The sequence below is a fragment of the Azospirillum brasilense genome (assembly GCF_001315015.1).
Lineage (GTDB): Bacteria > Pseudomonadota > Alphaproteobacteria > Azospirillales > Azospirillaceae > Azospirillum > Azospirillum brasilense.
In genome coordinates this window covers 697,030-722,836 of the sequence record NZ_CP012915.1, presented here as the reverse complement: position 1 = coordinate 722,836, position 25,807 = coordinate 697,030, and the positions used below count along the sequence as shown (strand labels likewise).

The 25,807-nt window shown below is 67.7% G+C and carries 23 protein-coding genes and 1 tRNA gene; 14 read left to right on the top strand and 10 right to left on the bottom strand.

From position 1 onward, the window contains the following. Positions 1-29: 29 nt before the first annotated feature. Together AMK58_RS17060 and AMK58_RS17055 are read right to left on the bottom strand one after the other, a co-directional pair. On the bottom strand, positions 30-764 hold the full coding sequence (locus AMK58_RS17060) for a TetR/AcrR family transcriptional regulator (protein ID WP_059399218.1): 735 nt from the start codon (positions 762-764) through the stop codon (positions 30-32). A 56-nt stretch (positions 765-820) separates the two neighbouring features. Then, positions 821-2,467: a glycosyltransferase family 39 protein gene (locus AMK58_RS17055; protein WP_236778282.1), complete on the bottom strand. Its 1,647-nt coding sequence runs from the start codon at positions 2,465-2,467 to the stop codon at positions 821-823. A gap of 146 nt (positions 2,468-2,613) precedes the next feature. On the opposite strand from AMK58_RS17055, the gene hflX reads away from it, so the two are divergent. The 6 genes from hflX to AMK58_RS17025 all read left to right on the top strand — a co-directional run bounded on the left by hflX (position 2,614) and on the right by AMK58_RS17025 (position 11,081). Beyond that, complete coding sequence (gene hflX / locus AMK58_RS17050; protein WP_079285447.1) at positions 2,614-4,020, top strand: GTPase HflX; 1,407 nt, start codon at positions 2,614-2,616, stop codon at positions 4,018-4,020. 150 nt (positions 4,021-4,170) lie between these two features. Beyond that, positions 4,171-4,596 carry a DUF2934 domain-containing protein gene (locus AMK58_RS17045; RefSeq protein WP_051140378.1) on the top strand — a complete coding sequence of 142 codons (426 nt, stop codon included), beginning with the start codon at positions 4,171-4,173 and terminating at the stop codon, positions 4,594-4,596. 167 nt (positions 4,597-4,763) lie between these two features. Continuing rightward, positions 4,764-6,629, top strand: a complete 1,866-nt coding sequence (gene ilvD, locus AMK58_RS17040; RefSeq protein ID WP_035675977.1) for a dihydroxy-acid dehydratase — start codon at positions 4,764-4,766, stop codon at positions 6,627-6,629. 292 nt (positions 6,630-6,921) lie between these two features. Further along, on the top strand, positions 6,922-8,904 hold the full coding sequence (locus AMK58_RS17035) for a hypothetical protein (protein ID WP_035675978.1): 1,983 nt from the start codon (positions 6,922-6,924) through the stop codon (positions 8,902-8,904). 216 nt (positions 8,905-9,120) lie between these two features. Continuing rightward, complete coding sequence (locus AMK58_RS17030) at positions 9,121-10,071, top strand: sensor histidine kinase (RefSeq protein ID WP_051140379.1); 951 nt, start codon at positions 9,121-9,123, stop codon at positions 10,069-10,071. A 92-nt stretch (positions 10,072-10,163) separates the two neighbouring features. After that, a complete protein-coding gene (locus AMK58_RS17025; RefSeq protein WP_236778281.1) occupies positions 10,164-11,081 on the top strand; it encodes an acetyltransferase domain-containing protein in 918 nt (305 codons plus the stop codon). A gap of 25 nt (positions 11,082-11,106) precedes the next feature. Here AMK58_RS17025 and AMK58_RS17020 read toward each other — a convergent pair whose 3' ends face one another. From AMK58_RS17020 to AMK58_RS16995, 6 genes are all read right to left on the bottom strand, one after another. Continuing rightward, positions 11,107-12,114 (bottom strand): YihY/virulence factor BrkB family protein, encoded by a 1,008-nt coding sequence (locus tag AMK58_RS17020; RefSeq protein ID WP_079285446.1) that lies wholly within the window; start codon positions 12,112-12,114, stop codon positions 11,107-11,109. Between the two features lie 10 nt (positions 12,115-12,124). Then, positions 12,125-12,949 carry a DUF3618 domain-containing protein gene (locus tag AMK58_RS17015; RefSeq protein WP_051140380.1) on the bottom strand — a complete coding sequence of 275 codons (825 nt, stop codon included), beginning with the start codon at positions 12,947-12,949 and terminating at the stop codon, positions 12,125-12,127. A gap of 209 nt (positions 12,950-13,158) precedes the next feature. Further along, positions 13,159-13,234, bottom strand: a tRNA-Lys gene (locus tag AMK58_RS17010). A gap of 121 nt (positions 13,235-13,355) precedes the next feature. Next, on the bottom strand, positions 13,356-13,904 hold the full coding sequence (gene coaD, locus AMK58_RS17005; RefSeq protein WP_035675985.1) for a pantetheine-phosphate adenylyltransferase: 549 nt from the start codon (positions 13,902-13,904) through the stop codon (positions 13,356-13,358). 21 nt (positions 13,905-13,925) lie between these two features. Next, on the bottom strand, positions 13,926-16,733 hold the full coding sequence (gene gyrA, locus AMK58_RS17000) for a DNA gyrase subunit A (protein WP_059399216.1): 2,808 nt from the start codon (positions 16,731-16,733) through the stop codon (positions 13,926-13,928). A gap of 199 nt (positions 16,734-16,932) precedes the next feature. After that, on the bottom strand, positions 16,933-18,312 hold the full coding sequence (locus AMK58_RS16995; protein WP_035676014.1) for an MATE family efflux transporter: 1,380 nt from the start codon (positions 18,310-18,312) through the stop codon (positions 16,933-16,935). 194 nt (positions 18,313-18,506) lie between these two features. Here AMK58_RS16995 and AMK58_RS16990 point away from each other — a divergent pair, with 194 nt between their 5' ends. From AMK58_RS16990 to AMK58_RS29690, 6 genes are all read left to right on the top strand, one after another. Beyond that, entirely contained in the window at positions 18,507-18,659 is a 153-nt protein-coding gene (locus AMK58_RS16990) for an entericidin A/B family lipoprotein (protein WP_014197259.1), read from the top strand. Between the two features lie 41 nt (positions 18,660-18,700). Continuing rightward, complete coding sequence (locus AMK58_RS29695; protein ID WP_014197260.1) at positions 18,701-18,889, top strand: hypothetical protein; 189 nt, start codon at positions 18,701-18,703, stop codon at positions 18,887-18,889. A gap of 256 nt (positions 18,890-19,145) precedes the next feature. Continuing rightward, positions 19,146-19,772: a calcium-binding protein gene (locus AMK58_RS31845; RefSeq protein ID WP_035675989.1), complete on the top strand. Its 627-nt coding sequence runs from the start codon at positions 19,146-19,148 to the stop codon at positions 19,770-19,772. Positions 19,773-19,943: 171 nt separating this feature from the next. Then, positions 19,944-20,396 carry a hypothetical protein gene (locus AMK58_RS16980; RefSeq protein ID WP_051140381.1) on the top strand — a complete coding sequence of 151 codons (453 nt, stop codon included), beginning with the start codon at positions 19,944-19,946 and terminating at the stop codon, positions 20,394-20,396. 141 nt (positions 20,397-20,537) lie between these two features. Further along, positions 20,538-20,792: a hypothetical protein gene (locus AMK58_RS16975; protein WP_035675990.1), complete on the top strand. Its 255-nt coding sequence runs from the start codon at positions 20,538-20,540 to the stop codon at positions 20,790-20,792. After that, positions 20,789-21,136, top strand: coding sequence for a hypothetical protein (locus AMK58_RS29690; protein WP_079285443.1), 348 nt, complete (start codon positions 20,789-20,791; stop codon positions 21,134-21,136). Before AMK58_RS16975 ends, AMK58_RS29690 begins: the two co-directional genes overlap by 4 nt. Here the strand turns inward: AMK58_RS29690 and AMK58_RS16970 are convergent. Together AMK58_RS16970 and AMK58_RS16965 are read right to left on the bottom strand one after the other, a co-directional pair. Continuing rightward, a complete protein-coding gene (locus AMK58_RS16970) occupies positions 21,096-21,401 on the bottom strand; it encodes a hypothetical protein (protein WP_035675993.1) in 306 nt (101 codons plus the stop codon). The genes AMK58_RS29690 and AMK58_RS16970 overlap by 41 nt on opposite strands. Positions 21,402-21,554: 153 nt before the next feature. Further along, entirely contained in the window at positions 21,555-22,055 is a 501-nt protein-coding gene (locus AMK58_RS16965; RefSeq protein ID WP_059399215.1) for a single-stranded DNA-binding protein, read from the bottom strand. A gap of 467 nt (positions 22,056-22,522) precedes the next feature. Between AMK58_RS16965 and uvrA the strand changes: the two genes are divergently transcribed. Continuing rightward, on the top strand, positions 22,523-25,375 hold the full coding sequence (gene uvrA / locus AMK58_RS16960) for an excinuclease ABC subunit UvrA (RefSeq protein WP_035675995.1): 2,853 nt from the start codon (positions 22,523-22,525) through the stop codon (positions 25,373-25,375). A gap of 115 nt (positions 25,376-25,490) precedes the next feature. Beyond that, positions 25,491-25,691: a hypothetical protein gene (locus AMK58_RS16955; RefSeq protein WP_014197270.1), complete on the top strand. Its 201-nt coding sequence runs from the start codon at positions 25,491-25,493 to the stop codon at positions 25,689-25,691. Positions 25,692-25,807 lie beyond the last annotated feature (116 nt).

The following is a 25,807-nucleotide window of genomic DNA, read 5'->3' as shown; positions in this document are numbered from 1 at the left end:
CCAGGGGCTACACCGCGGCTCATGGAACCTCAACCGGCGGACGCGCTTCCTGGTTCCTTGGCCGGTTCCCCGGCGCCCTGCGGGGCTGTAGACGATGCGGTTGGAGAGGCGCGTCCGGATCTGCGGCGTAATGCCCCAGCCCAGCGTTCGGCCCGCCGCAACTCGGAATCGAGCGCCGCCATGGTCCGCGACAGGTCGGCGCTGTCGTCCTCCAGGAAGACGCGCATAACCCGCGTCTGCACCGCGCCGAGCCCGGCCACCAGGAGGGCGCCGCCGGTGCGGTCGGCCTCCACCCCCGCGGCGCGCAGCATCCAGGCCATCGACCGCCCGAAGTGACGGGAGAAGGCCAGCGCGGTGAGCGGTTCCCGTTTCAAATCGCGGACGACCGAGCGCAGCCCGTCCCGGTAGGGCAGCAGCGCGTCGTAGCGGCGCATCATCACGTCGAACAGCCGATCGCGGGCGCTCTCGTCCGGACCGGACGGAGCCTCGTCGGCGAGGACCGCCGTGTCGGCAACCCGCGACACAGCGGCCAGCACGTCGGACCGGTCGGGGAAGCGGCGGTAGAAGACGTCCGGCGGCACCCCTGCCCCCCGCGCGATGGCCAGCAGGCCGGTGTTGCGCCAGCCCTGCCCGGCGGCGAGCCGCATCGCCGCGGCGGCCACCCGCTGGTCCAGTTCGTCGGTCCCTCCCCCACCCACGGTGTTCCTCGCGGCGTCGGGGGCGTCGGGATCGGTCTTCCAGCGGGTGTCGGCGGTGTCGTCCATGGGGTCGAACCTCGTGGTCAGCCTGTCCCCATGATGTGGGACGCCCGCGCCGCACCTCAACCGGGGCGGCAGAAGGGGAAGGGCTCAACGCGCTTCATATAGGTGGGAATCCAGCCGCACTGGCCGGCGGGGTTGGGCAGGCGGATGGCCTCGATGGACGGCCAGACCTGGGCGACCACCACCACCAGCGCCACCATGCCGACGATCCAGCGGCGCGTCCGGGCGCGCTCCAGCAGACCGGGCAGGCGCAGCAGCACCCAGGCGGCGGCCAGCCCCGTCAGCGGATCGGTGTAAGCGGCGTAGGCCCGCTGGAAGCCGCGCAGAGAGAACAGAGTCTCCAAACCCCAGGCGACCAGCAGCAGAAGCGCCGCCTGCGCTGCGGCCACCCGTTCTCCCCGCCGCCACAGGACGATGCAGCCGCCGATGATGAACCACTCCACCACGACGGTCTGCGGGATGTTGTCGGGATGGAGGACGATGGTGCGGATCGCCAGCGTGCGCCACAGCCCCTTCGCCAGCAGCGTCACCAGCCCGTCGGAGAGCACCTGTTCCTGCCCCTGGAGCGCCGCCTGATGCTTCCAGGTGGTGAAGACGAACATATGCTCGATCAGGTTGGCGACGGCGATGACGTTCTGCTCGTGCGGGCGGATCGTCAGGGCGAGCACGCCGAGCGCCAGCCCGAGCGCGACCGCCGCCGTGGCCGCCACCGCGTAGGACGCCCGCACCCTCCACACCGCGGCGTAGACCAGCATGCCCAGAAAGACCCAGCCGACGATGATCCCCTGATAGACCCCCGACAGCCCGCCGCCGACCGGGCGGTAGGGATAGAGCGACTGGCCGGCGCTGGCGATGCCGTGCTGGATCAGCGCCACCGCCGGCAGCGCCGCGGCTCCCGCCGCCAGCGCGAGAATTCCGGCGGCGAACCAGTGGTGTCCGCCCTCTCCCGCGAAGCGGCGTCCGAAGGCCAGCGCGATCACCGGAATGCCCAGCGCCAGGAAGATCGCCTGGATCTTCGTCACCACCGCCAGCCCGGCCAGCAGCCCGGCCAGCCCGAGAAGCAGAAGGGGACGCCAGCCCGGAGCGGTGCGGACGGCGACCAGCACGAGAAGAAGCGCCGTCACCACGAAGGAGGCCGACAGCAAATCGGTGCGCATCTGCCGCGCCTGGGTGGACAGGCCGATTCCGAAGGCCATCACCACGGCGGCCAGGAAGGCCACCCGCCGGTCGCCGACCAGCGCGCGGACGAGGTTGGCGTAGATCAGCGCGAAGGCTGTGGTGACGAGGATGGACAGAGCCCGCCCGGCCTCCACCAGATTTTGCCAGGCCGCGTTGTAGGCGGCGGTGTCGGCGGCGGGCGGCAGGCCGGAGAGGGTGATGACCGGCATCAGCCCCAGCGCGTGCAGCAGCCGGTACCAGACCTCGATCACCAGGAAATAGGTGTAGCCGGGATGATCGAAATACTCCTGCGGCAACCCCTCGCTGAACAGCAGGCCGTGATAGGCCAACACCAGGTCCTGGTCGGCGTGTGACCAGTAAGGTGTGCGGAAGCCGATCGCCAGAGCCGACGCCACCATCACCGCCGCCAGCGCCGCGCACAGCCCCCACCAGGGCCAGCGCTCCAGCATGCCGGCCCCGGGCACCCCGGCGGAGCGGTTGGGCATGACCGTATGGGGGGAGGTGGCGCCGCGGTCCAGGGATGACATGATTGGAGTATGTCCAGAGGTTACACGCCAGCGGTTTGTGCACGATTCCGGACGGTTTTGGAACCGCGGCAGCGGCGCGCTGTTTTTTGCGGACCTGCAACTCCTGATCGCCCAAACCCATTGTCAGAAGGAACGGTGCCAACCCAATGCCTGATTCCGACGACCGCCCGTCACCCCGTTCCGCCGCCTCCGTTTCCCGCAGCGTCCAGGGCAACGATCCTGACGGGGCGGGACCGCCCTCCGCCGGCCGCGCGCTGGTCATCCTGCCGGTCCTGACCACGCACCCCGACGATGGAAACGCCGCGGTGCGCCAGCCCGACGCGCGGCTCTCCGAAGCGATCGCGCTTGCCCAGGCCATCCGCCTGGAGGTGCCGCATGCCGAAGTGATCCGCATAGCCCGCCCCGACCCCGCCACCCTGTTCGGGCGCGGCACCGCCGAGCGGATCGGCGGCATGGTGGAGGCCTTCCACGCCGATCTGGTGGTGATCGACCATCCGCTCAGCCCGGTGCAGCAGCGCAATCTGGAGCGCCGCTGCATGGCCAAGGTGATCGACCGCACCGGCCTGATCCTGGAAATCTTCGGGGAGCGCGCCCACACCCGCGAGGGCCAGTTGCAGGTCGAACTGGCGGCCCTGACCTACCAGCGTTCGCGGCTGGTGCGCTCCTGGACCCACCTGGAACGGCAGCGCGGCGGCTTCGGCTTCCTGGGCGGCCCCGGCGAAAGCCAGCTCGAACTCGACCGCCGCCTGATCGCCGAACGCATCACCCGTCTGAAGTCGGACCTGGAGGAGGTCCGGCGGACGCGCAAGCTGCACCGCTCCGCCCGGCAGCGCGGCGGCACGCCGCTGGTGGCGCTGGTCGGCTACACCAACGCCGGCAAATCGACGCTGTTCAACCGGCTGTCCGGCGCCGGGGTCACCGCCGAGGACATGCTGTTCGCCACGCTCGACCCCACGGTGCGCCGGATCGTCCTGTCCTCCGGCAAGACCATGGCCCTGTCGGACACGGTGGGCTTCGTGTCGGAGTTGCCGACCCAACTCGTCGCCGCCTTCCGCGCCACGCTGGAGGAGGTGCAGGCCGCCGACCTGATCCTCCACGTCCGCGACGTCTCGCACCCCGATACGGCGGCGCAGAAGGCGGATGTGGATTCGGTGCTGGCCGACCTTGGGATCGACGCCATCAACGACTCTCGGGTGGTGGAGGTTCTGAACAAGACCGACCAGATGCCGGCAACGGCCCGCGGCGCGCTCCACATGCGCCTCGCCAACCAGAGGATGATGGAGGGAGAGGAACGCGCCGTCGCCGTGTCCGCCCTGACCGGGGAGGGTTTGGACGACCTGCTGGAGTTGCTGGATCGGCGCGTATCGGCCGAGCGGCAGGTGCTGGAATTGAGCGTCAACCTGTCGGACGGACGCGCCCTGGCGTGGCTGTACGAGCATGGGCAGGTCCTGGACCGCCGGGACGAGGACGGCCAAGCCCACCTGCATGTGGCCCTGGCCCCGGCCGACGCCGCCCGCTTCGAAAGCCGGTTCGTCGGCCAGGAAAGCCGCTGACGATACGTTTCGCGTCTTTTGTCCCGCTGTTTCGGCTGGTTTGAAACCACCGCCGCTCTCCTGCGTTGTGACGGGCAGGCCGGTCCGTGACCCGCCCGGTCCGTAACCCGCCCGGTCCATAACCCGCCATGACCAGGAGGAGGCAGTCCCATGAGCCAAAAGCCGGAACAGGATCGGGCCGAGCGCGTTCGCCGCCGCGCCCACGACATCTGGGAACGGGACGGCCGCCCGGATGGCCGGCATGACGAGCATTGGGCTCAGGCCGAAGCTGAGGTCGACGACGAGATCCGCGCCGAGCGGCAAAGCGCGGAAACGGAAAGCAGCGCCCCGGAAGCCCCGCCGAAACGGCGTTCCACCAAGGCACCCGCCGCGAAGCCGGCCTCCGCAAAACCCAAAGCCACGCCCAAAGCCGCTCCAGGGAGCGGCACGCGGGCCGCGGCGGAGAACCTGTCGGCGGTGGCTGCCGGACGGACGGAGCAGACCGGCACCACCAAGACCGGCGGCCAGATCTCCCGCGGCGGTGCGGCCAGCGGAAAGCCGGGAAAGGCCTCGCGCCGGGACGCCTCGCGCGGTTGACCGGGGCGGGGCATTCCCCCTTCCCGTTCATCGCAGACCTCCCATGCCCCATCCACCGGAAAATGGGACGGAAAAGGGAACGAGAGGTCTGGTTTCTGCCCTTCGGGATTGCTAGTGTTGCTGCCCCTGCGCATCCGCACGCAATGTTCGATCCCTGAGGTAGAGACATGCCGCATTATCGCTCCCGCACTTCCACGCACGGCCGCAACATGGCGGGCGCCCGCGGCCTGTGGCGCGCGACGGGCATGAAGGACGGCGATTTCGGCAAGCCGATCATCGCGATCGCCAACTCCTTCACCCAGTTCGTGCCGGGGCACGTCCATCTGAAGGATCTGGGCCAGCTCGTCGCCCGCGAGATCGAGAAGGCCGGCGGCGTCGCCAAGGAGTTCAACACCATCGCCGTGGACGACGGCATCGCCATGGGCCATGACGGCATGCTCTACAGCCTGCCCTCGCGCGAGCTGATCGCCGACGCCGTCGAGTACATGGCCAACGCCCACTGCGCCGACGCGCTGGTCTGCATCTCCAACTGCGACAAGATCACTCCCGGCATGCTGATGGCCGCCATGCGGCTGAACATCCCGGCGGTCTTCGTGTCGGGCGGCCCGATGGAGGCCGGCAAGGTCAACTGGCGCGGCAAGACCAAGGCCGTGGACCTGATCGACGCCATGGTCGCCGCCGCCGACCCGACGGTGACCGACGAGGAGGCGGCGGTGATGGAGCGCGGCTCCTGCCCGACCTGCGGTTCCTGCTCCGGCATGTTCACCGCCAATTCGATGAACTGCCTGACCGAGGCGCTGGGCCTCTCCCTGCCCGGCAACGGCACGATCCTGGCGACCCACGCCGACCGCAAGGAGCTGTTCCTGGCCGCCGGCCGCATGGCGGTGGAGCTGTGCCGCCGCTGGTACCAGGAGGAGGACGCCACCGCCCTGCCCCGCGGCATCGCCACCTTCGAGGCGTTCGAGAACGCCATGACGCTCGACATCGCCATGGGCGGCTCCACCAACACGGTGCTGCACCTGCTGGCCGCCGCGCAGGAGGGTCAGGTGCCCTTCACGATGGCCGACATCGACCGGCTGTCGCGCCGCGTGCCCAACGTCTGCAAGGTCGCCCCGGCGGTGTCCGACGTCCACATCGAGGACGTGCACAAGGCCGGCGGCATCTTCGGCATCCTGGGCGAGCTTGACCGCGGCGGCCTGCTGAACCGTGACGTCGCGACCGTCCACGCCAAGACGCTGGGTGACGCGCTGGACCGCTGGGACGTCAAGCGCACCCAGGACGAGGGCGTGCACACCATGTTCAAGGCCGCCCCCGGCGGCATCCCGACGACCATCGCCTTCAGCCAGGAAAAGCGCTGGCCGGACCTGGATCTCGATCGCGACAAGGGCGTCATCCGCTCCGTCGACAGCGCCTTCAGCAAGGACGGCGGCCTCGCCGTGCTGTTCGGCAACATCGCCGAGAAGGGCTGCATCGTGAAGACCGCAGGCGTGGACGCCTCCAACCTCGTCTTCGCCGGCCCGGCCCGCGTCTTCGAAAGCCAGGACGCGGCGGTCGAGGCCATCCTGGGTGACACGGTCAAGGCGGGCGACGTGGTGGTCATTCGCTACGAAGGCCCGCGCGGCGGCCCCGGCATGCAGGAGATGCTCTATCCGACGAGCTACCTGAAGTCGAAGGGGCTGGGGAAGGCCTGCGCCCTTGTCACCGACGGCCGCTTCTCCGGCGGCACCTCGGGCCTGTCGATCGGCCACGCCTCGCCGGAAGCGGCGCAGGGCGGCGCCATCGGCCTCGTCCAGGACGGCGACCGGATCGAGATCGACATCCCCAACCGCAAGATCAACCTCGCCCTGTCCGACGAGGAGCTGCAACGCCGCCGCGACGCCGAGAACGCCAAGGGCGCCGATGCCTGGAAGCCGGCCAACCGCAACCGCGTCGTCTCGCCGGCGCTGCGCGCCTACGCCGCCCTGACCACCAGCGCCGACCGCGGCGCGGTCCGTGACGTGTCGCAGGTGGAAGGCATCGCCGTGAAGCGCTGAATCGTCGCCGAAGGCGCAACCGAAGGCACCAGAACCTTCCGGTTAAGACTTTCGGCAAGGTTGCGAGTGCAGCATGCAATAACGAACGGCGCCCGGAAATCCGCGGCGCCGTTTCTCTTTCCAGGCGCAACGGTTCGGAGAACAGCATGCGGCAGTATGTCTCCGATCCTCCCGCCCCGTCACCAAAAGAAGCACAGGCCATCTGCCGCGAAATCTGTCATTGTCTTTCCGCATGTTCCGCCATGCCGGAACGGGACGAACGGTGCGAAAGATCAACACCACGGGGAAACCGATGGCACAGCCGCGGTCCGTCGCTCAGGATGATGCCGGGGCGCCACCCGATGGTGCGGCGTTCCGGCGCGCGCTGGCCGACATCACGGATGCTCTGCATCGGGCCGAGGAGGGCATCGGTTCCATCCTTTCCCTGACCGCGGCGGACGGCGAAGCCCGGTGTATGGTCGGCGCGCTTGTCCACAGCCCCGTTGCCGCCGGGTTCGGCATCCTGCGCTGGCCGCAATCCCTGCTGCCGCCGTTGGGTGGACCCGACGATCTCGAAGCGGTGGCGTTGGGCATGCTGCCCTTGATCGATGGCCCTTCGGACGAAGCCCGTCGCGGCATTGCCCTGGCCGCCGAGAGGGGCGGCGGCGAATTGGCTGGGGAGGCGGTGCGCGGCCTGTTGGGCCTTCCGTCGCTCCAACCGCTCTGGCTGGGGCTGGACGGCGCGCAGAGGGCAGAGTTTCAAGTGGAGGGGTTGGCGGCCGCCCTTCTGGACCTGTGCTATGAACGTCCCGTTCTGATCGTGGTGGAGAACGCCCAGTGGACGCGGGGCTTGACCGGGGCGCTGCTCGATGCACTCGGCAACACCGTCGAGGACGCACGGCTGTGCCTGCTGCTCATCCGCTCTCCCGCATCGTGCGAGCAGCCCGGTGGTTGGATGCCACCCGACACGGCACGATGCATCGTCCTGCCGGCGCCGGATGGCGGTCCGGTCGGGGCCAATGGCGCTGGGCGGAATGATCCGACGACACACATCGCCCTGTTGAACGCACTGCGCCACGACCGGCGGCCGGAACGGATCGAGTGGATGGCTCACCACGCCCCGTTGGCCGGCGACTGGGCGCTGGCCTGTGCCTGCGCGCGGCACGCGGGACGACGGGCGGAGGCGGAGTGCCGCCCGGCTGACGCCGTCCGTCATTACATGGATTCGCTGGCCGCACTGAACCGGTTGCCTGAAACCGGAAGGCACGCGCAACGCCGGATCGATTTATGGACCGCGCTGGCCCGCACCCAATCTCTGCCGGACGGCAGTGCGATGAGAGCGGCTGAGACGGCCCGCATGCTCGCCGAAGACCTCGGCGATCACCTGCGCGTTGCGCGCGCCCTGTCGCTTCTGGCCACTCTGCACTGGGTCGGTGCCGATCTGCCGGCGGTCCGGCGAACCGGCATGCAGGCCCTGCGAATCTGGCGGCAAATCCAAAGCTCCGGGCAACAGGTGCAAACGCTCATCAAGCTGGGGCGCGGTTTGACCGAGGAGGGCCGCTTTCGCCACGCCGACACTGTCCTGCGCGCCGCAGCCGTGCTGACAACACGTGGGGAAACGTGCCGCCTCCACGGTCCGACCGCGTTGGCGTCCGTGTGCATCGCCGCGCACCGGGCGCGCTGCCGGGCGGAACTGGGCGAGCCGGAGGAGGCGCTGGGGCTGGCCCGTGCGGCGCTCGCTCAGGCGGAGGATAGCGGCCACGCCGCGTCCTGCGCCCTGGCCTGTCTGCATCTCGGCTGGGCCGCGTTGACTGGGCAGCGCTACGTCGTCGCGGTGGAGCCGCTGAAGCAGGCCGTCGCGATAACTGAAACGATCCGCCTGCACGCCTGCCAGCCGCTGGTTCTTGGTGCACTGGGCTACGCTCTGGTCCGCACGGGAGCGCTCAACGATGGGGCCTCCCTGCTGCTGGGCAGTCGGGAGCATGCGCGGATGCTCGGCATTCGGCGCCACGAGCCGCAAATCCTGATCTGGATCGCCGAGGCCGCACTGCTCTCCGGACAGCCGGAAGACGCCGTTCGCAACGCACGCGACGCTGCCGAGAAGGCTGCGGCAGCGGGACGATCAGGTGACGAGGCCTGGGCGCGACTCGCGCTGGCCCGTGGGCTGGCCGCAAAAGGGGACTCCGCATTGGCCCGGCAATCCTTGGAGGCCGCCGCCCGCATCGCCGCACAACGCTCGATGGCGCCTTTGCTGACCCAATGCACTGATTTCCGCAGAACAGTGATATCGGCATAAAGACCCAAGGCCAAGCGCTGAGCAAATTCCACGAAGATCAAACTTAATTTGCCAAGCACCCGCATAAAAGGCGGTGCGTTCGCATACGAATCTCCATATCGTAGACGCTCTCTGCCACGGACGGCATCGTCCGTTCCCCACTTCCGAAACGGACGACCGCCGCATATGACTCTTGCCCAGCTTTCCCGATTGCGCGGGCATAAGGGTTTAGGGTTCATGTTCGCGCTGGCGACCTTCGCCATCGCCCTGGTGGCACGACTCGCCCTGGACGACCGGCTGCCGGCAGGTTTCCCCTTCCTGACCTTCTTTCCAGCGGTCATCGTCACCACGTTTCTGGCCGGGCTGTGGCCGGGCATCCTGACGGCGCTGCTGAGCGGGCTGGCCTCGTGGTACTTCTTCCTCGGCACCAACCAATCGCTCGAGCTGACGCCCGGCAGCGCGCTGGCTCTGGGTTTCTTTGGGCTGGTCGTGGCGGTGGATATCGCCGTGATCCACATCATGAACGTGGCGCTGGAACGGTTGGCGGAGGAGCGCAACCGCAGCGCACGCCTGACCCAGCAGACCCAGGTGATGTTCAGCGAACTTCAGCATCGCGTCTCCAACAACCTTCAGCTTGCCTCTTCGCTGGTCGCGATCCAGAAGTCCAAGGTCAAGGACCCGGAAGCCCGCCGCGCGTTGGACGAGGCCGCCGGGCGGCTGTCCACTCTGGGCCGCCTGCACCGCCGGCTCCACGCGCCCCATGACGGGCCGATGGACATGGAGCCGTTCCTGCGCGAATTGTGCCAGGATATCCTGAAGACCTCCGGTGCGGAGCGCGTCGACTGCACGGTCAATGCCGCCGAGGCCGACCTGCCGCCGGACACCTTGATTCCGCTGGCCCTGATTCTCGCCGAACTGGTCAGCAACGCCCTGGAGCACGGATTCCCCGACGGCGAAGCTGGACGGATCGCCGTCGATTTGCGCGCCGATGACGGAGAACTCGTGCTGACGGTGCGCGACGACGGGGCGGGACTTCCCGATGGATTCACGCTGACGCGCCCCTCCAGTCTCGGCCTGAAGATCGTCAGCTCGCTGGCCGCTCAGATCGGCGGAAGCTTCAGCATGACCGGATCGCGCGGACAGGGCACCACCGCCCGGTTGGCCCTTTCCCAGACCGAGGTTTCCTGACGGCCACCGGTGGACAGCGTCGTGCCATTCCGGCAAAAGTCGCGCCCATGCCTATCCTCCCTGCCTCATCCGCATCGGCGATCTCGCCAAACATGACGACGCGGCGCGTCGGCGTCATCGACGTGGCGCGCGGCGTGGCTCTGCTGGCCATGGCCGTCTATCACGGTTCCTGGGACCTGACGTATCTGGGACTGGCGGATTTCGACCTGTTCGGCGACCCGCTCTGGCTGGCCGCGCGCACCGTCATCCTCGGCAGTTTCCTGATCCTGTCGGGCCTCAGCCTCACCCTGGCGGCGGGGGACGGCATCGACCGGCGCCGCTTCCTGCGGCGCTTCGCCCTGCTCGTCCTGGCCGCGGGCGGTGTGTCGGCGATATCGATGGTCATGTTTCCGGACAGCCCGATCTTTTTCGGCGTGCTGCACCATATGGCGGTGGCGAGCCTGATCGGCCTCGCTCTGCTGCGCCTTCCCTGGCCGGCGCTTCTGTTGCTCGGCGTGGTGGTGATTGCGCTGGGCGAAACGGTCGCCCTGCCGCTGTTCGATGAGCCCTGGCTGCGCTGGATCGGGCTGATGACTTTCGCGCCGGAATCGAACGATTACGTGCCGCTCATTCCGTGGTTCGGCGGCTTCCTGTTCGGTATGGCGCTGGGGCGCCTGTGGCATCCAGGGCCGGCGAGGACTCCGGGCGGAGCGGTCGGACGCGGGTTCGCCTGGGCCGGACGACACAGCTTGGCGGTCTATCTGCTGCACCAGCCCGCGCTGTTCGGCCTTCTGTCCTTGCTGGCGATGGGAATTGGCGCCGATCCGGCGGATATCCGCAGCTTTCAGACCTCCTGCGTGGCCACCTGCACCGCCAGCGGCGGGGAGGCGGCGCACTGCACCGCCACCTGCCGCTGCGTGTCGGACGACCTGAATCGGGCAGGCCTGTGGTCCGACTTCGTCCACGACCGGCTGACCGCGGACAGCGCCCGCAAGGTCGATGGCGTGATTCAGAGCTGCGGCAGCCGTTGAACGGAGAAGTCTGAGCGAAAAAGCGCTACGCCCGCCGTTTCCCCACCGTGTCGGCGACATAGGCGTCCCGGTGGCCCATCGGCTTGGGGCCGCGCCCATCCTCTTCCGTGGTGTCGCGGGCGGTCTGGTGTTCAATCTCCGCGTTCAACTCCGCCCCCATCAGGATCACGTAGGACGTCAGGTTGAACCACAGCAGAAGCACCACGCCCGCCCCGACCGACCCGTAGGTCTGGTTGTAGCTGCCGAAGTTCGAAACATAGACGGAAAAACCCACAGAGGCGATGATCCACAGGCCCGTGGCGATGGCCGATCCCCAAGTCACCCAGCGCCATTTCGGCTGTCGCCGGTCCGGGGCGTAGCGGTACAGCACGGCGAGCGCCAGCACGATCGCCACCGCGAGGATGGGCCAGCGCGCGAGGCTGGCGGCCCAGCCGATGGGGGTGTCACGCAGGCCAAGAAAATTGATGGCCGCTGGAACCGCCACGATCAACGCCAGAGTCATGATTACGAACACCAGCCCGGCCAGCGTCAGCACCAGCGATAGGAAGGCGAGCCAGAAGAAGCCGCGCCGCTCCTCCTCCCCGTAGGCGATGTTCAGGGCGGTGATCAGCGAGTTGGTGCCGCGCGACGCACTCCACAACGTCAGGGCAAGGCCGAGCAGAACGCCGAAGCCCAGACCTTCGCGTGGTGCCGATGCCACATTGCGCGCCTGATCGCGCAGCACGTCCAGGGCCTCCGGCGGCAGCAGCCCGGCCAGTTGGCTGACCTGTTGCTCCACCCCCGCCGGGTCGAAGACAAGTCCGTACAGCGATACCAACGCCGCGATTGCCGGGAAGATGGCGAACAAGGCGTAGTAGGCCACCCCCGCCGCCACGATGGAGATGTTGTCCTTCCCCTGCTCCTCCCAGGTGCGCCAGAGGATGTCCTTCCAGCCAGCCTTTGGGATGTCGGAAGGCTGAACCGCTGATCGGCCCCGCCCCCCCATCTCGACACGTGGATATTGATTGCGGTGGCGACGGCTCAATCCCAGCATGCCTCCTCCCTCACGCGACCGCTTCGCGCAACGCGCCGACACGGTGGCGCACCGTCTCAATCTCGTGGAAATGGGCGCCAACGATCACCGTCAGGTCTTCTGGGAGGTCATCGTGCAAGCTGTTGCGGAACAGCCCGAGCGTGCCCTCCACACCGCTTTCCAACCCACGGAGCAGTCCGCCGCGCGTCCGCGCACCACCCAGTTCCGTATCCAGGTCACGCCAGACCGCGTGGACGGGAATCCGCAGATCCTGCCCACCGCCGCGGCGCACCAATTCCGCTTCCAGGGCGGCGGCGCTGCGATCGAACTGGTTGGCAACCTGGGTCAGCCGCGCCCTCAAACCGGGATCGTCCAGCACCATATCGGCTTGGCGGAACCCTGTGGCCCCCTGGCGGCACGCGGCGACCAGAACGCTCAGCACATCCTGGGTCGTTCCATCGGCGACCCGTCCCGAAGCGTGCCCCGAAACGGTCGGCTCGACCTCAGGCGTGCGCGAAACGGTCCAGGCGAACCACAGGGCGCCCGCCGCCATCACGGCCAGAGGCCAAGGGTTGGAGCGAATGGCGCGGGCCATGCGCGACGGGTTGCCCTCCACCACGTCCCGCACGACCTCGATGACCCCTCCCGACATCTGGCCGGGCGACAGGCGGAACTCGATCTCGTCGAGAACCGCGTCCATGCGACCACGGATGGCGTGGATGTCCTGCTCGATCTCATCCGTCCCGCGCCGGCCCTGCGGCGATACCGGGGCGTCGGATGTGGGTGTTGTGTTTGCTGTGTTGCCCGCCGCGACGCCGCCCATGGTGTCGGCATACGGATCGGTGGCTCGGTTCATGCCGGCGACTCCCCCTCTTGACGCTGCCGCCAAGCAACACCGCACATTGGCCGAAGGTTCCGGCTTGCTGCCGGGGTGACACGAAGGTTCGGCTATTTAAACAGGCCGCGACCAGGAGCAGTAACCCGTCCTTTGCAAACCTCCAAGGGCGGGCTTGCCAGGGGAGTCTGAACGGATGCCCCGTTATACCGCTAAGTCATTAAGGAGAATGGTGATCCGGGTGGGATTCGAACCCACGGCCACATGATTAAAAGTCACGTGCTCTACCGACTGAGCTACCGGATCACAGAAGCATGCGGCCTGTTGCCGATGCGGGGCGCAACATAGGGGGCGGTGACGCCCCGGTCAACAGCGGGGTTGGGCGAAGCGCACAAAAATTTCGCTCTCCGCAGCGCCCCCGGTGCCGTTACTGCTTGAGCGTCTGCACCTGCTTGCTGGCGTCGCCGTTGCCGGCCTCCAGGGCGAAGCGCTCGGCCAGATGCTCGGCCACCCGGCCGCTGACGAAGCCGCGGATGTCGCCGCCCAGCCGCCCGATCTCCTTGACGAAGCGGGAGGAAATGAACTGGCTCTTCTCCGAGGCCATCAGGAACATGGTCTCGATCTTCGGGTTCAGGCGGGCGTTCATCCCCGCCATCTGGAACTCGTACTCGAAGTCTGAAACCGCCCGCAGGCCGCGGATGATCACGGTGGCGTTCACCTCCACCGCGAAATGCATCAGCAGCGTGTCGAAGGCCCGCACTTCGATGCTGGCCCCGGCGTTGTTCAGGGCGGTCACGTCCTCCCGGACCATCGCCACCCGCTCGTCCGTCGAGAAAAGCGGACCTTTTCCGGCGTTGCGGGCGACGCCGACGATCAGGTGATCGACGAGGCGCGACGCCCGCTGGATGATGTCCATGTGCCCGTTGGTGATCGGGTCGAAGGTGCCGGGATAGACACCGATGCGGCGCTTGGCCATGGGAGTACCTTCCGCCTCTTCTTATTCGATGGTGTCACCGGGCGTATTGCCAGGAGCAGCCTCGTTCCCAGCCGTGTCGTCCACGGAGGCCGTTTCGCCGCCGTTTGGATCGCCGCCGTTGCCGTTGGTCCCGTTCCCGTTGGTGTCCTCGTCCTCCGCGATGGAGGCGACGGACACCACACGCTCGTCCGCACCGACACGGAACAGCGTGACGCCCAGCGTCTTGCGGCCCGCGATGCGCACGTCGTGGATGGGCATGCGGATGACCTGACCGCCGTTGGTCACCATCATCACCTGATGCGAGTCCTCCACCGGGAAGGCCGCGACGATGGAGCCGTTGCGCTCGCCCATCTCCATGTTCCAGATGCCCTGACCGCCGCGGCCGGTCACCCGGTACTCGTAGGAGGAGGTCCGCTTGCCGTAGCCGCGCTCGGTCACGGTCAGCACATACTGCTCCAGGCCCTTCAACTCCTCGTAGCGCTCCGGGCTGATCGTCACGGCCTCAGTCGGCACCTCGTCGGCCTCCGGTGCCGCCTCGCCTTCCATATCGACGCCTTCCTCGCGCTTCATCTTCAGGAAGGCGGCGCGCTCCTCGGGCGAGGAGTCGACGTGATGGAGCGTGGTCATTGAGATGACCTCGTCGCCGTCGGCAAGACGGATGCCGCGCACGCCGGTCGAGGTGCGGCCCGCGAAGACGCGCACGTCGGCGACCTCGAAGCGGATGCACTTGCCGCCACCGGTGGCCAGCAGGACGTCGTCCGCCTCGGAGCAGGTGCGGACGGCGATCAGGCGCTCGCCCTCCTCTTCCAGCTTCATGGCGATCAGGCCGTTGGAGCGGATGTTGGCGAAATCCGACAGGCGGTTGCGCCGCACGTTGCCCTTCGAGGTGGCGAAGACGACGTGCAGATCCGCCCAAACGGCCTCGTCCTCGGGCAGCGGCAGGACCGTGGTGATGGTCTCGCCGTCGATCAGCGGCAGCAGGTTGACGAAGGCCTTGCCGCGTGCCTGCGGATTGCCCAGCGGCAGGCGGTAGACCTTCAGCTTGTAGACCATGCCGCGCGACGAGAAGAGCAGCAGCGGCGTGTGGGTGTTGGCGACGAACAGGTCGCTGACCGCGTCCTCCGCCTTCATCGACATGCCCGACCGCCCCTTGCCGCCACGCTTCTGCGCGCGGTAGGTGGACAGCGGAACGCGCTTCACGTAGCCGGACTGGCTGACCGTGACGACCATGTCCTCGCGCTGGATCAGGTCCTCGATGTCGGCCTCGAACTCCAGCTCCTGGATCTCGGTGCGGCGCGGGGTGCCGAACCGCTCCTTCATCTCCACCAGCTCGTCGCGAAGGATGCCCAGCAGCTTCGTGCGGTTGGCCAGAGTCTCCAGGTAGTCGGCGATCTGGTCGGTCACGTCCTTCAACTCGGCGCCGATGCGGTCGCGCTCCAGCCCGGTCAGGCGGTGCAGACGCAGGTCGAGGATGGCGCGGGCCTGCTCCTCCGACAGCCGGTAGGTGCCGTTCTCCGACACGCCGCGGCCCGGCTCGTCGATGAGCGCGATCAGCGGGGCGACGTCCATCGCCGGCCACTCGCGCTCCATCATCTGCTCGCGCGCCCAGACGGGGTCCGGGGCACTGCGGATCAGCGCGATCATGGCGTCCAGATTGGCGACGGCGACGGCCAGACCGACCAAGGTGTGGGCGCGCTCGCGCGCCTTGCCCAGCAGAAACTCGGTGCGCCGGGTGATGACCTGCTCGCGGAAGCGGACGAAGGCGACGATGATCTGCCGCAGGTTCATCAACTCCGGCCGGCCGCCGTTCAGCGCCAGCATGTTGACGCCGAAGGACGTCTGCAGCTGGGTGTGGCGGAACAGCTGGGCCAGCACCACGTCGGGCACGGCGTCGCGCTTCAGCTCGATCACCACGCGCACGCCGTCGCGGTCCGATTCGTCGCGCAGGTCGGAGATGCCCTCGATCGTCTTGTCGTTGACGACCTCGCCGATGCGCTCCATCAGCTTGGACTTGTTGACCTGGTACGGGATCTCCGTCGCCACGATGGCGAAGCGGTCCTTGCGGATCTCCTCGATCTCGGTCTTGGCGCGGATGATCACGGAGCCGCGCCCGGTCATCAGGGCCGAGCGGACGCCCGACCGGCCCAGGATCATGCCGCCCGTCGGGAAGTCCGGGCCCGGCACGAACTCCATCAGCTCTTCGTCGGTGACGTCGTTGTTGTCGATGTAGGCGCAGCAGGCGTCCACCACCTCACTCAGATTGTGGGTGGGGATGTTGGTCGCCATGCCGACGGCGATGCCGCCGGCGCCGTTGACCAGAAGGTTCGGGAAACGCGCCGGGACGACCGAGGGCTCCTTGCCCGAATCGTCGTAATTGGCCTGGAAATCGACGGTGTCCTTGTCGATGTCGTCGAGCAGCGCCTCCGCCGCCTTGGCCAGCCGCGCCTCGGTGTAGCGCATGGCCGCCGCCGGGTCGCCGTCCATCGAACCGAAGTTGCCCTGCCCGTCGATCAGCGGCAGGCGCATGGAGAAGCCCTGCGCCATGCGGACCATGGCGTCGTAGATCGCGCTGTCGCCGTGCGGGTGGTACTTACCCATCACGTCGCCGACGATGCGCGCCGACTTCTTGTAGGGCTTGGTCGAGTCGTACCCGCCCTCCTTCATCGCGTAGAGGATGCGGCGGTGCACCGGCTTCAGACCGTCGCGGACGTCGGGCAGAGCGCGGCTCACGATCACGCTCATCGCGTAATCGAGATAGGACCGGCGCATCTCGTCTTCGATGGTGACCGGCGCGATGTCGGAGGCGGGAGGAAGGGGCGTCGTGCTCAAGGAGACAAACTCATTCTACGGGCTGCGGCGATGCTCGGTGTTCAACGCTTGCTGTTCAACGCTCAAGGTCAACACTTAAGGTTCAACGGGGCACGTCCGCACGGCCCTTCGGGCCGCTGCATGTAATATAAGAATTCCTATCAGCTTTCGCATGTGCACACAACGCTCCGGCAGTCCCACGATTTCTGGCCTTTGCCGGTCAATGGCCTCCGGCCTTTGCAGGACGAGGGCGGCTCAACAGCGCGAAGCGCAGCGAAAGGATGGTCACGGATACCACACTGGCGATCAAAATTCCCTCAAAAAGACCACGCGCGCCGCGGTCCAACCCGAAGGCGAGCAGGGCCGACACCGGAATCATCACCACCGCGTAGGAGATGAAGTGCAGCGCGGTGGGAACCCAGGCGTCGCCGCGCCCGCGCAGGGCGTTCGCCATGACCACCTGCCCGCCGTCCGCCACCAGGACCCAGGCGGTGAAGGCGATCAGCGGCGCCACCGCGGCGATCAGCTGGGGGTCGGCGCTGTAGATCGCCGCCAGCGGCTCCGGCATCCAGCGGTAGAGCACCCCGACTCCGGCCAGGATCAGGCTGGTCACCGCCAGCCCCGTCCAGCCGGCCAACGCCATGTCCAGCGGGTCGCGCCGGCCGTAGGCCACCCCCACCCGCACCGCCGTGGCCGAGGCCAGCCCGACCGCCGCCATGAAGGGCAGCGCCGTCAGGTTCAGACCAACCGTGTAGGCGCCGAGCGCGAGCGGCGAAATCATCCCGGCGAAGAGGCCCAGCGTGGCGAAGGCGCCGCTTTCCACGCCCAGGCTGACCCCGGCGGCGTAGCCGAGATGGCGCTGCTTGCGGCTGCCGCTCCACCAGTCGCGGACCGGGTCGCGCACCGCCCAGCGGGCGTGGTCGCTCATATGCCAGGCGTAGACGACGAGGCCGAGCCCCATCCCCCAACGCACCGCCGTGGTCGCCCAGGCCGAGCCGACCGCTCCCAGGGCCGGGAATCCACCATGCCCCCAGACCAGCATCCAGGCGAGCAGCGCGTTCAGGAGGTTGCCGAGGATCATCGCCACCATGCCCGGCACGGGCCTCTTCAACCCCTCCAGGAAGAAGCCGGTGGCGACGTACAGCATCATGCCCGGCATGCCGTAGCCGAGCACCGCCATCACCTGCCCGCCGCCCGCCGCAAGATCCGCGGACTGGCCGGTCAGACGGAAGAAGGGCTCGCCGGCCAGCGAGGCCAGGGCGAAGAGGATGCCGAGCAGCAGCGCGTAGGGAATCGCCCGGCGCCAGATGCGCCCGCACTCGGCGTCCTGACCGGCGCCAAGGGCATGGGCGGTCACCGCAACCACGCCCATCATCAGCCCTACGCCGGTGGTGACGAGAAGGTTGGCCGGCAGGTGGGCCAAGCCGTAATAGGCCAGTTCCTGCGCGCTGTAGCGGCCGACGATGGCCGTGTCCACCGCCATCATGACGACCAGCCCGGCGCGCGAGACGATGACCGGGGCGGCCAGCCGCAACAATTCGCCGGCGTGGGTGCGCAGACGGTCGGCCAGGAGAGGGGCGGGAATCGCGTGGTCAGGCATGATCGGGGGGGCGGTCGCTTGTGTACGGTTGTCACCGCCGGTGGCGGAACCGGCCATCTTGACCGTGCGGCGTACCACGTCAAGTGGCGGTTTATTGTCCTTCCGCCCTGTTGCAAATCCGCCGAATGGGTCGGAACCAACGCCCGCGGCGGCGCGTTGACGAGGCAACAGCATCCACTGAGGAGTTCGGGATCATGAGCCGCTCCATGCCGTTCCCCGTCCGCCAGATTGCCCTCGCCAGCTTCGTCCTGACCTTCGCCGCGCTGCTTGTCGGCTGCAACACGATCGAAGGGGCCGGTCAGGATGTCCAGGCCGGCGGCCGGGCTGTCGAACGCGCCGCCGAGTGACGCGCCCCACCACGCTTTTCAACCACAAGAGAGACGCCCGCATGAGCGATCCCATGACGCCGGAGCGCCCCACAGAGGTGCCGCCGCCGAGCAATCCGAACACCCCGCAGCCGGATCGTCCGACCACGCCGGACCCCTACCCGGTGCCTGAGAATCCCGACACCCCTCCAGAGATGCCGCCCCCGGCGGATCAGCCGGTTCCCGGCATGCCGACGCCAACCCAGGCGTAAGGCGCCGGACACGCCGCAATCCGCGCGAACGTCGTTTCTAGAAAGGCCGATGCTGCGAAGCGTCGGCCTTTTTCCTTGTCCGGACTCCAGCCGCCAGAAGTCGAAGATTCGAATCTGAAAACAACACCGAAACACAAGAGCAACAAGACCCAAGGGACCGTGGCAAAAATTGGCGCCGATGCGTTAAGTGTTTTTTTACCTTTCTCTCCCTCCAACTTGATGTTAACGATTTGTTAATCATTAAGGAGGGGCAAGCATGGCCAGGTTTTCGGGAACCAACGCCGCCGAACGCTACCTCGGCACCGACTCCGCCGACACGGTTTATGGCAATGGAGGGAATGACTCGCTCTCCGGGGGGCTCGGCAATGATTTTCTGGATGGTGGGCTTGGGAACGACTGGCTGGGCGATCCCTACGCCGGCGATCCGGGCAACGACCGCATGTACGGGCGCCAGGGCGACGACCAGCTGTTCGGCGGGGCCGGCAATGACTGGCTGGACGGCGGTTCGGGCAACGACACGGTGAAGGGCGGGCGCGGCGACGACACTTTGGTCGGCGGAACCGGCGACGATTGGCTGATCGACACGCTGCGCGATGACGGGTCCGACATCTTTCTGCCCGGAGCCGGCAACGACCACATGGTCAGCTACCGCGACGACGCCACGGACATCTTCCGCTTCGATGTGGCACCGGGCGGCTTCGGCACCGACGACATCAGCTATTTCGAAGCCGGGATCGACCGCCTCGAGTTCCGCGGCTTCTCTGCCGCCGACCTCACCGTGTCCACCACAGCCACCAGCACGGCCTTCGGTTTCCGGGACGGATCGTCGCTGACTGTGGATGCGGTGGGGCTCGTGTCCGGCCGCGACTATGTCTTCACCTGACCGGGTGCCCACCTAACCGGCCCTCTCACCTGAAGGAAGTACCGCGGGTATGGGGGCATGATGGCGCAAGGGGCGTGGCCACGGCTGGCCGCGCCCTTTTCCGCTGTTGTCCGCTGCCCCTCTGCTCCGCTGCCGCGTTATAGCCTTGCCCACGCGACGGAGGAGCCACGCATGAACCATCGACGCCTCACCCCCCGCCCCGCCACCCGGCTGCTCGCCGTCTGCGCCCTGGTGGCGCTCGGCGCCTGCGCGGAAACCGGCGCTGCGCAACGGCCCATGGCACAGATGTCTCCCCTGGAACTGGTTGGGCTGACGGTGCAGTCCATTCCCGAGAACCGCATCCTGGGTTCGGTGGAAGATGTCGTCCTCACCCCGGCCCGCGAGCCGGTCCAGCTCGTGGTGGCCAGCGGCGCGCCGGTCCATCCGGTGAAGCGCCACGCGACGCTGGACTCCGGGCAGCTGCGCTATTCGGAGGAGCGGCAGGCGCTCGTCCTGACCGGCATGACGGCGGACCAGTTCGACGCCCTGTTCGCCACGCCCGCCGCGATGGCTCCGGCTTTAGCCCCAATGCCCGGCAACCCGGCGGACGCCACCAACTGGAACCGCGCCACTGCCCCGCGCTGATTCCACCTTCGGCCAGACCATGCGAGGAGCCCCCATGATGGGACCGCAAGGTCTGGCCGGAGTGCATCCTTTAGCCTTTTAAATGTTATGATATAACGTTACATACCCTGGCGCTGTTTGGCGACACGCGGCAACGGGGGGATGATGATCGAAGATGCGGATGCGCCGGACGTTCCGGTGGGCTTCGAGGCGGCGCTGGACCTGGTGCGCTCGCTGTGGGCCGAAGGGCGGCACGAGGGCGTGCCGGATCGGTTGGTCGCCTGGGCGATGATGGTCGAATCGGTGGACCGGCTCGCCGCCCTGCATGGCCCAAGCGCGACGGCCGGTCTGCTCGACCGGTTGGGCCGGGCCGTTCTGGACACTCCTCCGGGCGCCGTTCCGGGATCGCTTCAATGAGCGGGGTGACCAACAACCGCTTCTACGGCGCGCGCTCCTGGCGGGAGGCGAAGCCGGTGGTCCTGCATCCACGATTCTTCGACGGGTTCCGGGACTTCCTCGACGGGCGCCCGTTCGATTACCGCGGGTTGGACGGCTGGCCGCTGCTCGACCAGCACCGCTACGAGAATGGCCGCGAACTGGCGGCCGAATGCCGCGCCGCCGGGATCATCGTGCGCTGGGGCGACCGCAAGCGCATCCCACGCGGACTGAAGGAACTGGTTGCCAGGCGCGCCCGGCGTCGTGCCCCCCCCCGAAGGCCCATTAAAAGCGCAAGCCAGCCGCGGGATTGTCGATCTGGTTGAGCGGGCAGCGGCAGGTTGGGCACGACATCTGGGAAAGCAGCGTGTTGCGCTGCTCCTCCGTCAATGACACGCCGGCGGCGTGAACCGCCTCGTTGATCATCCGGCGATGATAGGCGGTGGCGCCGCAGCCCTCGTCCAGCACGCCCTTCAGATCGTCGTTCGGAATCACGCGGAACGCCGCGGCGGGACCCGACAGGGTCGCAGCGCCACCACCGACCGCGACGGCGGCAAGGGCACGCAGGAAGTGACGGCGCTGGGGTGCCATGGCTGCTCCTGGATCACGACGGACGCTCGCCGTGGAATCTGGGTTGGCAGGCATCCCCCGTCAAGCCCGGCCTGCGCAGGTTCCGCGAAGACAAGCCTTCGCCCGATGGCGGACGGGAGGGGAAAGCCCCCTCCCTCACGATCATCCGGGTGGTCAGAACGGGATTTCGTCGTCCAGGTCGTCGTGCTTGGGCGGAGCACCACCGCCGCTGCGGCCGCCACCGCCACCACCGTAGCCGCCACCGCCGCTGCTGCCACCGCCGTAGCCACCGCCACCGCCACCGCCACGCGACTCGTAGCCGCCGCCACCGCCCCCGCCGTAACCGCCACCACCGCCGCCTTCGCCCTCACGACCGCCGGTGAAATCGATCTCGGCAACACGCACCGACAGGCCAGCGCCGCGGGTGCCGTCGCGCTTCTCGAACTCGCGGATCGTCACCTCGCCGGAGATCACCACGGCCTTGCCCTTGGTCAGGTGCGGCGCCAGAGCCTCCGCGCGGCGGCCCCAGATGGAGCAGTCCACCCATTGGGTGGTCTTGCGGTCGCCGAACCCGACGTCGTTGGCGACGCGGAAGCCCAGAACCTTTTCGCCGCTCTGCGTGGAGCGAAGCTCGCCATCCGCGCCGAGGCGCCCCGTAAACGTCCATACATTCATCGCACGTGTCTCCTAGCGCGGGTTCCCGGTATCCCATCCGACCCGTTCGGGCGCCCGGCGGAAGGGCGTCCGGATACCGGGGGTGTCTGTTCGCAGGGCCGGTTTGATCCGTGGTCCGGTCCATGCCCGCCCCGCCTTGCGCTTCACAAAGCACGGGGGACAGGCACGGGTCAACCGCCGCCGCCGGAGCGCTTCGCCCCTTCCATCCGGATCAACCCGCCCAGCCCGCATGGAAGAGAACACTCCATGAACAAACATAGCAGACAGAGTCCGTGGCGCCAACATATTCCTTGGTGGTTCCCCATCGTCGGCCCCCTGGCATTCCCGCACCGCGACCCTGGGTCCCGCAAGGCCGGAAAGGGACGCGTACCGGTGGCAAGTCGCCTGCGCGTGGCACATATCTGTCCGGGCTTTCGGAGCTTTTTTGGCGCCTTCCCTTCCCCTCCGGTTTCGGCTAAGAACACTCCATGAACAAGCACATCAGTGTCCGCGGCGCGCGGGAGCACAACCTCAAGAACGTCGATGTCGATCTGCCTCGGGACGAGCTGATCGTCATCACCGGCTTGTCGGGATCGGGCAAGTCATCGCTGGCGTTCGACACGATCTACGCGGAAGGCCAGCGGCGCTACGTCGAGAGCCTGTCGGCCTACGCGCGCCAGTTCCTGCAACTGATGCAGAAGCCGGACGTCGATTCGATCGAGGGGCTGTCGCCGGCCATCTCCATCGAGCAGAAGACGACCTCGAAGAATCCGCGCTCCACCGTCGGCACGGTGACGGAGATCTACGACTATATGCGCCTGCTGTGGGCGCGGGTCGGCATCCCCTACTCCCCGGCCACCGGCCTGCCCATCGAGAGCCAGACGGTCAGCCAGATGGTCGACCGCATCCTGGCGATGCCGGAGGGCACGCGCCTGCTGCTGCTGGCCCCGATCATCCGCGGCCGCAAGGGCGAGTACAAGAAGGAGATCCAGGACCTTCGCAAGCGCGGCTTCCAGCGCGTGCGCGTCGACGGCACGATGCACGAGATCGACGAGGTGCCGGCGCTCAACAAGAAGCTGAAGCACGACATCGACGTGGTGGTGGACCGCATCGTCGTCCGCGAAGGGCTGGGCAACCGGCTCGCCGATTCGCTGGAGACGGCGCTCGGCCTTGCCGACGGCATCATCTTCGTCGAGAACGCCGAGTCGCACGAGCAGACCGTCTTCTCGCAGAAATTCGCCTGCCCGGTGTCCGGGTTCACGATTCCGGAGATCGAGCCGCGGCTGTTCTCCTTCAACAACCCGTTCGGCGCCTGCCCGGCCTGCGACGGGCTGGGCAGCAAGATCTACTTCGACCCCATGCTGGTCGTTCCGGACGAGCGGCTGTCGCTGAAGAAGGGCGCCATCGCTCCCTGGGCCGGCTCCTCCTCCCAATATTACGTGCAGACGCTGGAGAGCATCGCCCAGCATTTCGGCGTCGCCATGGACACGCCGTGGGAAAAGCTGCCGGAGAAGGTCCGCCAGACCATCCTCTACGGCTCCGACAGCGCGCCGATCACGATGACCTACGACGACGGGCTGCGCAGCTACCAGACGAACAAGGCCTTCGAGGGCATCGTCAACAACCTGGAGCGCCGCTACCGCGAGACGGAAAGCGCCTACATGCGGGAGGAGCTGTCCAAGTACCAGTCCTCCCAGCCCTGCGAGACCTGCAAGGGCGCCCGCCTGAAGCCGGAGGCGCTGGCCGTCAAGGTGCACGGCCAGCACATCTCCCAGGCGGCGGAAATGTCCATCGCCGACGCGGCGACATGGTTCAGCACGCTGAACGACCATCTGCGCCCGAAGGACAAGGAGATCGCCTACCGAATCCTCAAGGAGATCAACGAGCGGCTGGGTTTCCTCAACGCGGTGGGGCTGGAATACCTGACGCTCAGCCGCGGCTCCGGGTCGCTGTCCGGCGGCGAGAGCCAGCGCATCCGCCTCGCCTCGCAGATCGGGTCCGGCCTGACCGGCGTTCTCTACGTGCTGGACGAGCCGTCGATCGGCCTGCACCAGCGCGACAACGACCGGCTGCTTGCGACTCTGAAGCGGCTGCGCGATCTCGGCAACACCGTGATCGTGGTCGAGCATGACGAGGACGCCATCCGCACCGCCGACTATCTGGTGGACATGGGCCCCGGCGCCGGCCAGCACGGCGGCACCGTGATCGCCCAGGGCACCCCGGCGGAAGTCCAGGCCAATCCGGATAGCGTTACCGCCCAGTTCCTCACCGGCGCCCGCTTCGTGCCGGTGCCGGACCAGCGCCGCCCCGGCCACAAGGGCCAGTTCCTGGAGGTGAAGGGCGCGCGCGCCAACAATCTCCAGAACGTCTCGGCGCGCATCCCGATGGGCACCTTCACCTGCGTGACCGGCGTGTCGGGCGGCGGCAAGTCCACCCTGATCATCGAGACGCTCTACAAGGCGGTGGCGCGCAAGCTGATGGGGGCGCGCGAGCATCCGGCGGAGCATGACGAGCTGCTGGGGCTGGAGCATCTCGACAAGGTCATCGACATCGACCAGTCGCCGATCGGCCGCACCCCGCGCTCCAACCCGGCCACCTACACCGGCGCCTTCACCCCGATCCGCGACTGGTTCGCCGGCCTGCCCGAGGCCAAGGCCCGCGGCTACGGCCCCGGCCGCTTCTCCTTCAACGTGAAGGGCGGGCGCTGCGAGGCGTGCCAGGGCGACGGCGTCATCAAGATCGAGATGCACTTCCTGCCCGACGTCTACGTCACCTGCGACGTCTGCCACGGCAAGCGCTACAACCGCGAGACGCTGGAGGTCACCTACCGCGACAAGACCATCGCCGACGTGCTCGACATGACGGTCGAGGAGGGCAAGGAGTTCTTCAAGGCCGTGCCCGGCATCCGCGACAAGATGGAGACGCTGGAGCGGGTGGGTCTCGGCTACATCCACATCGGCCAGCCCGCCACCACCCTGTCCGGCGGCGAGGCGCAGCGGGTGAAGCTGTCCAAGGAACTGAGCCGCCGCGCCACCGGCCGCACCCTCTACATCCTCGACGAGCCGACCACCGGCCTGCATTTTGCCGACGTGGAAAAGCTGATGGAGGTGCTGCACGCTCTGGTCGACCAGGGCAACACGGTGCTGGTGATCGAGCACAATCTGGAGGTCATCAAGACCGCCGACTGGATCATCGACCTCGGCCCCGAAGGCGGCACCGGCGGCGGCGAGATCGTCGCGGAGGGCACCCCGGAAGACGTGGTGAAGGTCAAACGGAGTTACACCGGCCAGTATCTGGCTCCCTACCTGAAGGCGAAGCCGAAAAGCCGGAAAAGGGCATGAAGACGGGCCGGGGTCATCCCCGGCCTTTTTCTTAAGGCCGATTTTTGCCCCGGAAACAAAGCTGCGGCGGGGGCGTTTCCTCTTCATCATTCGCCAAACAGGATGGAGACGGAGCATGTCCAGGACCATGATGTCCGGTGTGGCGCTGGCCTTCGGCGCGGCCTTGCTGGTCAGCGCCTGCGGGACCGACGAGTCCACCAGCACCACGACCACCACCACGACCACCTCGCCCAACTACGGCAACTCCAGCCTGACCACCCCGCCGACCGGCGGTTCAACCACCACCGAGCGCACGACGACGACCAAGAGCGAATAAGGACTTTTCGTTTCGCTCTCAAATGAAACGGCCGGCTCCGCACAGGCGGGACCGGCCGTTGTCTTGCCGGCCCCTCTACTGTTCGTCCTACCAACGTACAAGTTTCAATCCCTCCC

Bases quoted from the DNA above. Each gene is read 5' to 3' on its own strand.
- AMK58_RS17060 (WP_059399218.1), bottom strand. From the start codon at position 764: ATGGACGACACCGCCGACACCCGCTGGAAGACCGATCCCGACGCCCCC.
- AMK58_RS17055 (WP_236778282.1), bottom strand. From the start codon at position 2,467: ATGTCATCCCTGGACCGCGGCGCCACCTCCCCCCATACGGTCATGCCC.
- hflX (WP_079285447.1), top strand. From the start codon at position 2,614: ATGCCTGATTCCGACGACCGCCCGTCACCCCGTTCCGCCGCCTCCGTT.
- AMK58_RS17045 (WP_051140378.1), top strand. From the start codon at position 4,171: ATGAGCCAAAAGCCGGAACAGGATCGGGCCGAGCGCGTTCGCCGCCGC.
- ilvD (WP_035675977.1), top strand. From the start codon at position 4,764: ATGCCGCATTATCGCTCCCGCACTTCCACGCACGGCCGCAACATGGCG.
- AMK58_RS17035 (WP_035675978.1), top strand. From the start codon at position 6,922: ATGGCACAGCCGCGGTCCGTCGCTCAGGATGATGCCGGGGCGCCACCC.
- AMK58_RS17030 (WP_051140379.1), top strand. From the start codon at position 9,121: ATGTTCGCGCTGGCGACCTTCGCCATCGCCCTGGTGGCACGACTCGCC.
- AMK58_RS17025 (WP_236778281.1), top strand. From the start codon at position 10,164: ATGACGACGCGGCGCGTCGGCGTCATCGACGTGGCGCGCGGCGTGGCT.
- AMK58_RS17020 (WP_079285446.1), bottom strand. From the start codon at position 12,114: ATGCTGGGATTGAGCCGTCGCCACCGCAATCAATATCCACGTGTCGAG.
- AMK58_RS17015 (WP_051140380.1), bottom strand. From the start codon at position 12,949: ATGAACCGAGCCACCGATCCGTATGCCGACACCATGGGCGGCGTCGCG.
- coaD (WP_035675985.1), bottom strand. From the start codon at position 13,904: ATGGCCAAGCGCCGCATCGGTGTCTATCCCGGCACCTTCGACCCGATC.
- AMK58_RS16995 (WP_035676014.1), bottom strand. From the start codon at position 18,312: ATGCCTGACCACGCGATTCCCGCCCCTCTCCTGGCCGACCGTCTGCGC.
- AMK58_RS16990 (WP_014197259.1), top strand. From the start codon at position 18,507: ATGAGCCGCTCCATGCCGTTCCCCGTCCGCCAGATTGCCCTCGCCAGC.
- AMK58_RS29695 (WP_014197260.1), top strand. From the start codon at position 18,701: ATGAGCGATCCCATGACGCCGGAGCGCCCCACAGAGGTGCCGCCGCCG.
- AMK58_RS31845 (WP_035675989.1), top strand. From the start codon at position 19,146: ATGGCCAGGTTTTCGGGAACCAACGCCGCCGAACGCTACCTCGGCACC.
- AMK58_RS16980 (WP_051140381.1), top strand. From the start codon at position 19,944: ATGAACCATCGACGCCTCACCCCCCGCCCCGCCACCCGGCTGCTCGCC.
- AMK58_RS16975 (WP_035675990.1), top strand. From the start codon at position 20,538: ATGATGATCGAAGATGCGGATGCGCCGGACGTTCCGGTGGGCTTCGAG.
- AMK58_RS29690 (WP_079285443.1), top strand. From the start codon at position 20,789: ATGAGCGGGGTGACCAACAACCGCTTCTACGGCGCGCGCTCCTGGCGG.
- AMK58_RS16970 (WP_035675993.1), bottom strand. From the start codon at position 21,401: ATGGCACCCCAGCGCCGTCACTTCCTGCGTGCCCTTGCCGCCGTCGCG.
- AMK58_RS16965 (WP_059399215.1), bottom strand. From the start codon at position 22,055: ATGAATGTATGGACGTTTACGGGGCGCCTCGGCGCGGATGGCGAGCTT.
- uvrA (WP_035675995.1), top strand. From the start codon at position 22,523: ATGAACAAGCACATCAGTGTCCGCGGCGCGCGGGAGCACAACCTCAAG.
- AMK58_RS16955 (WP_014197270.1), top strand. From the start codon at position 25,491: ATGTCCAGGACCATGATGTCCGGTGTGGCGCTGGCCTTCGGCGCGGCC.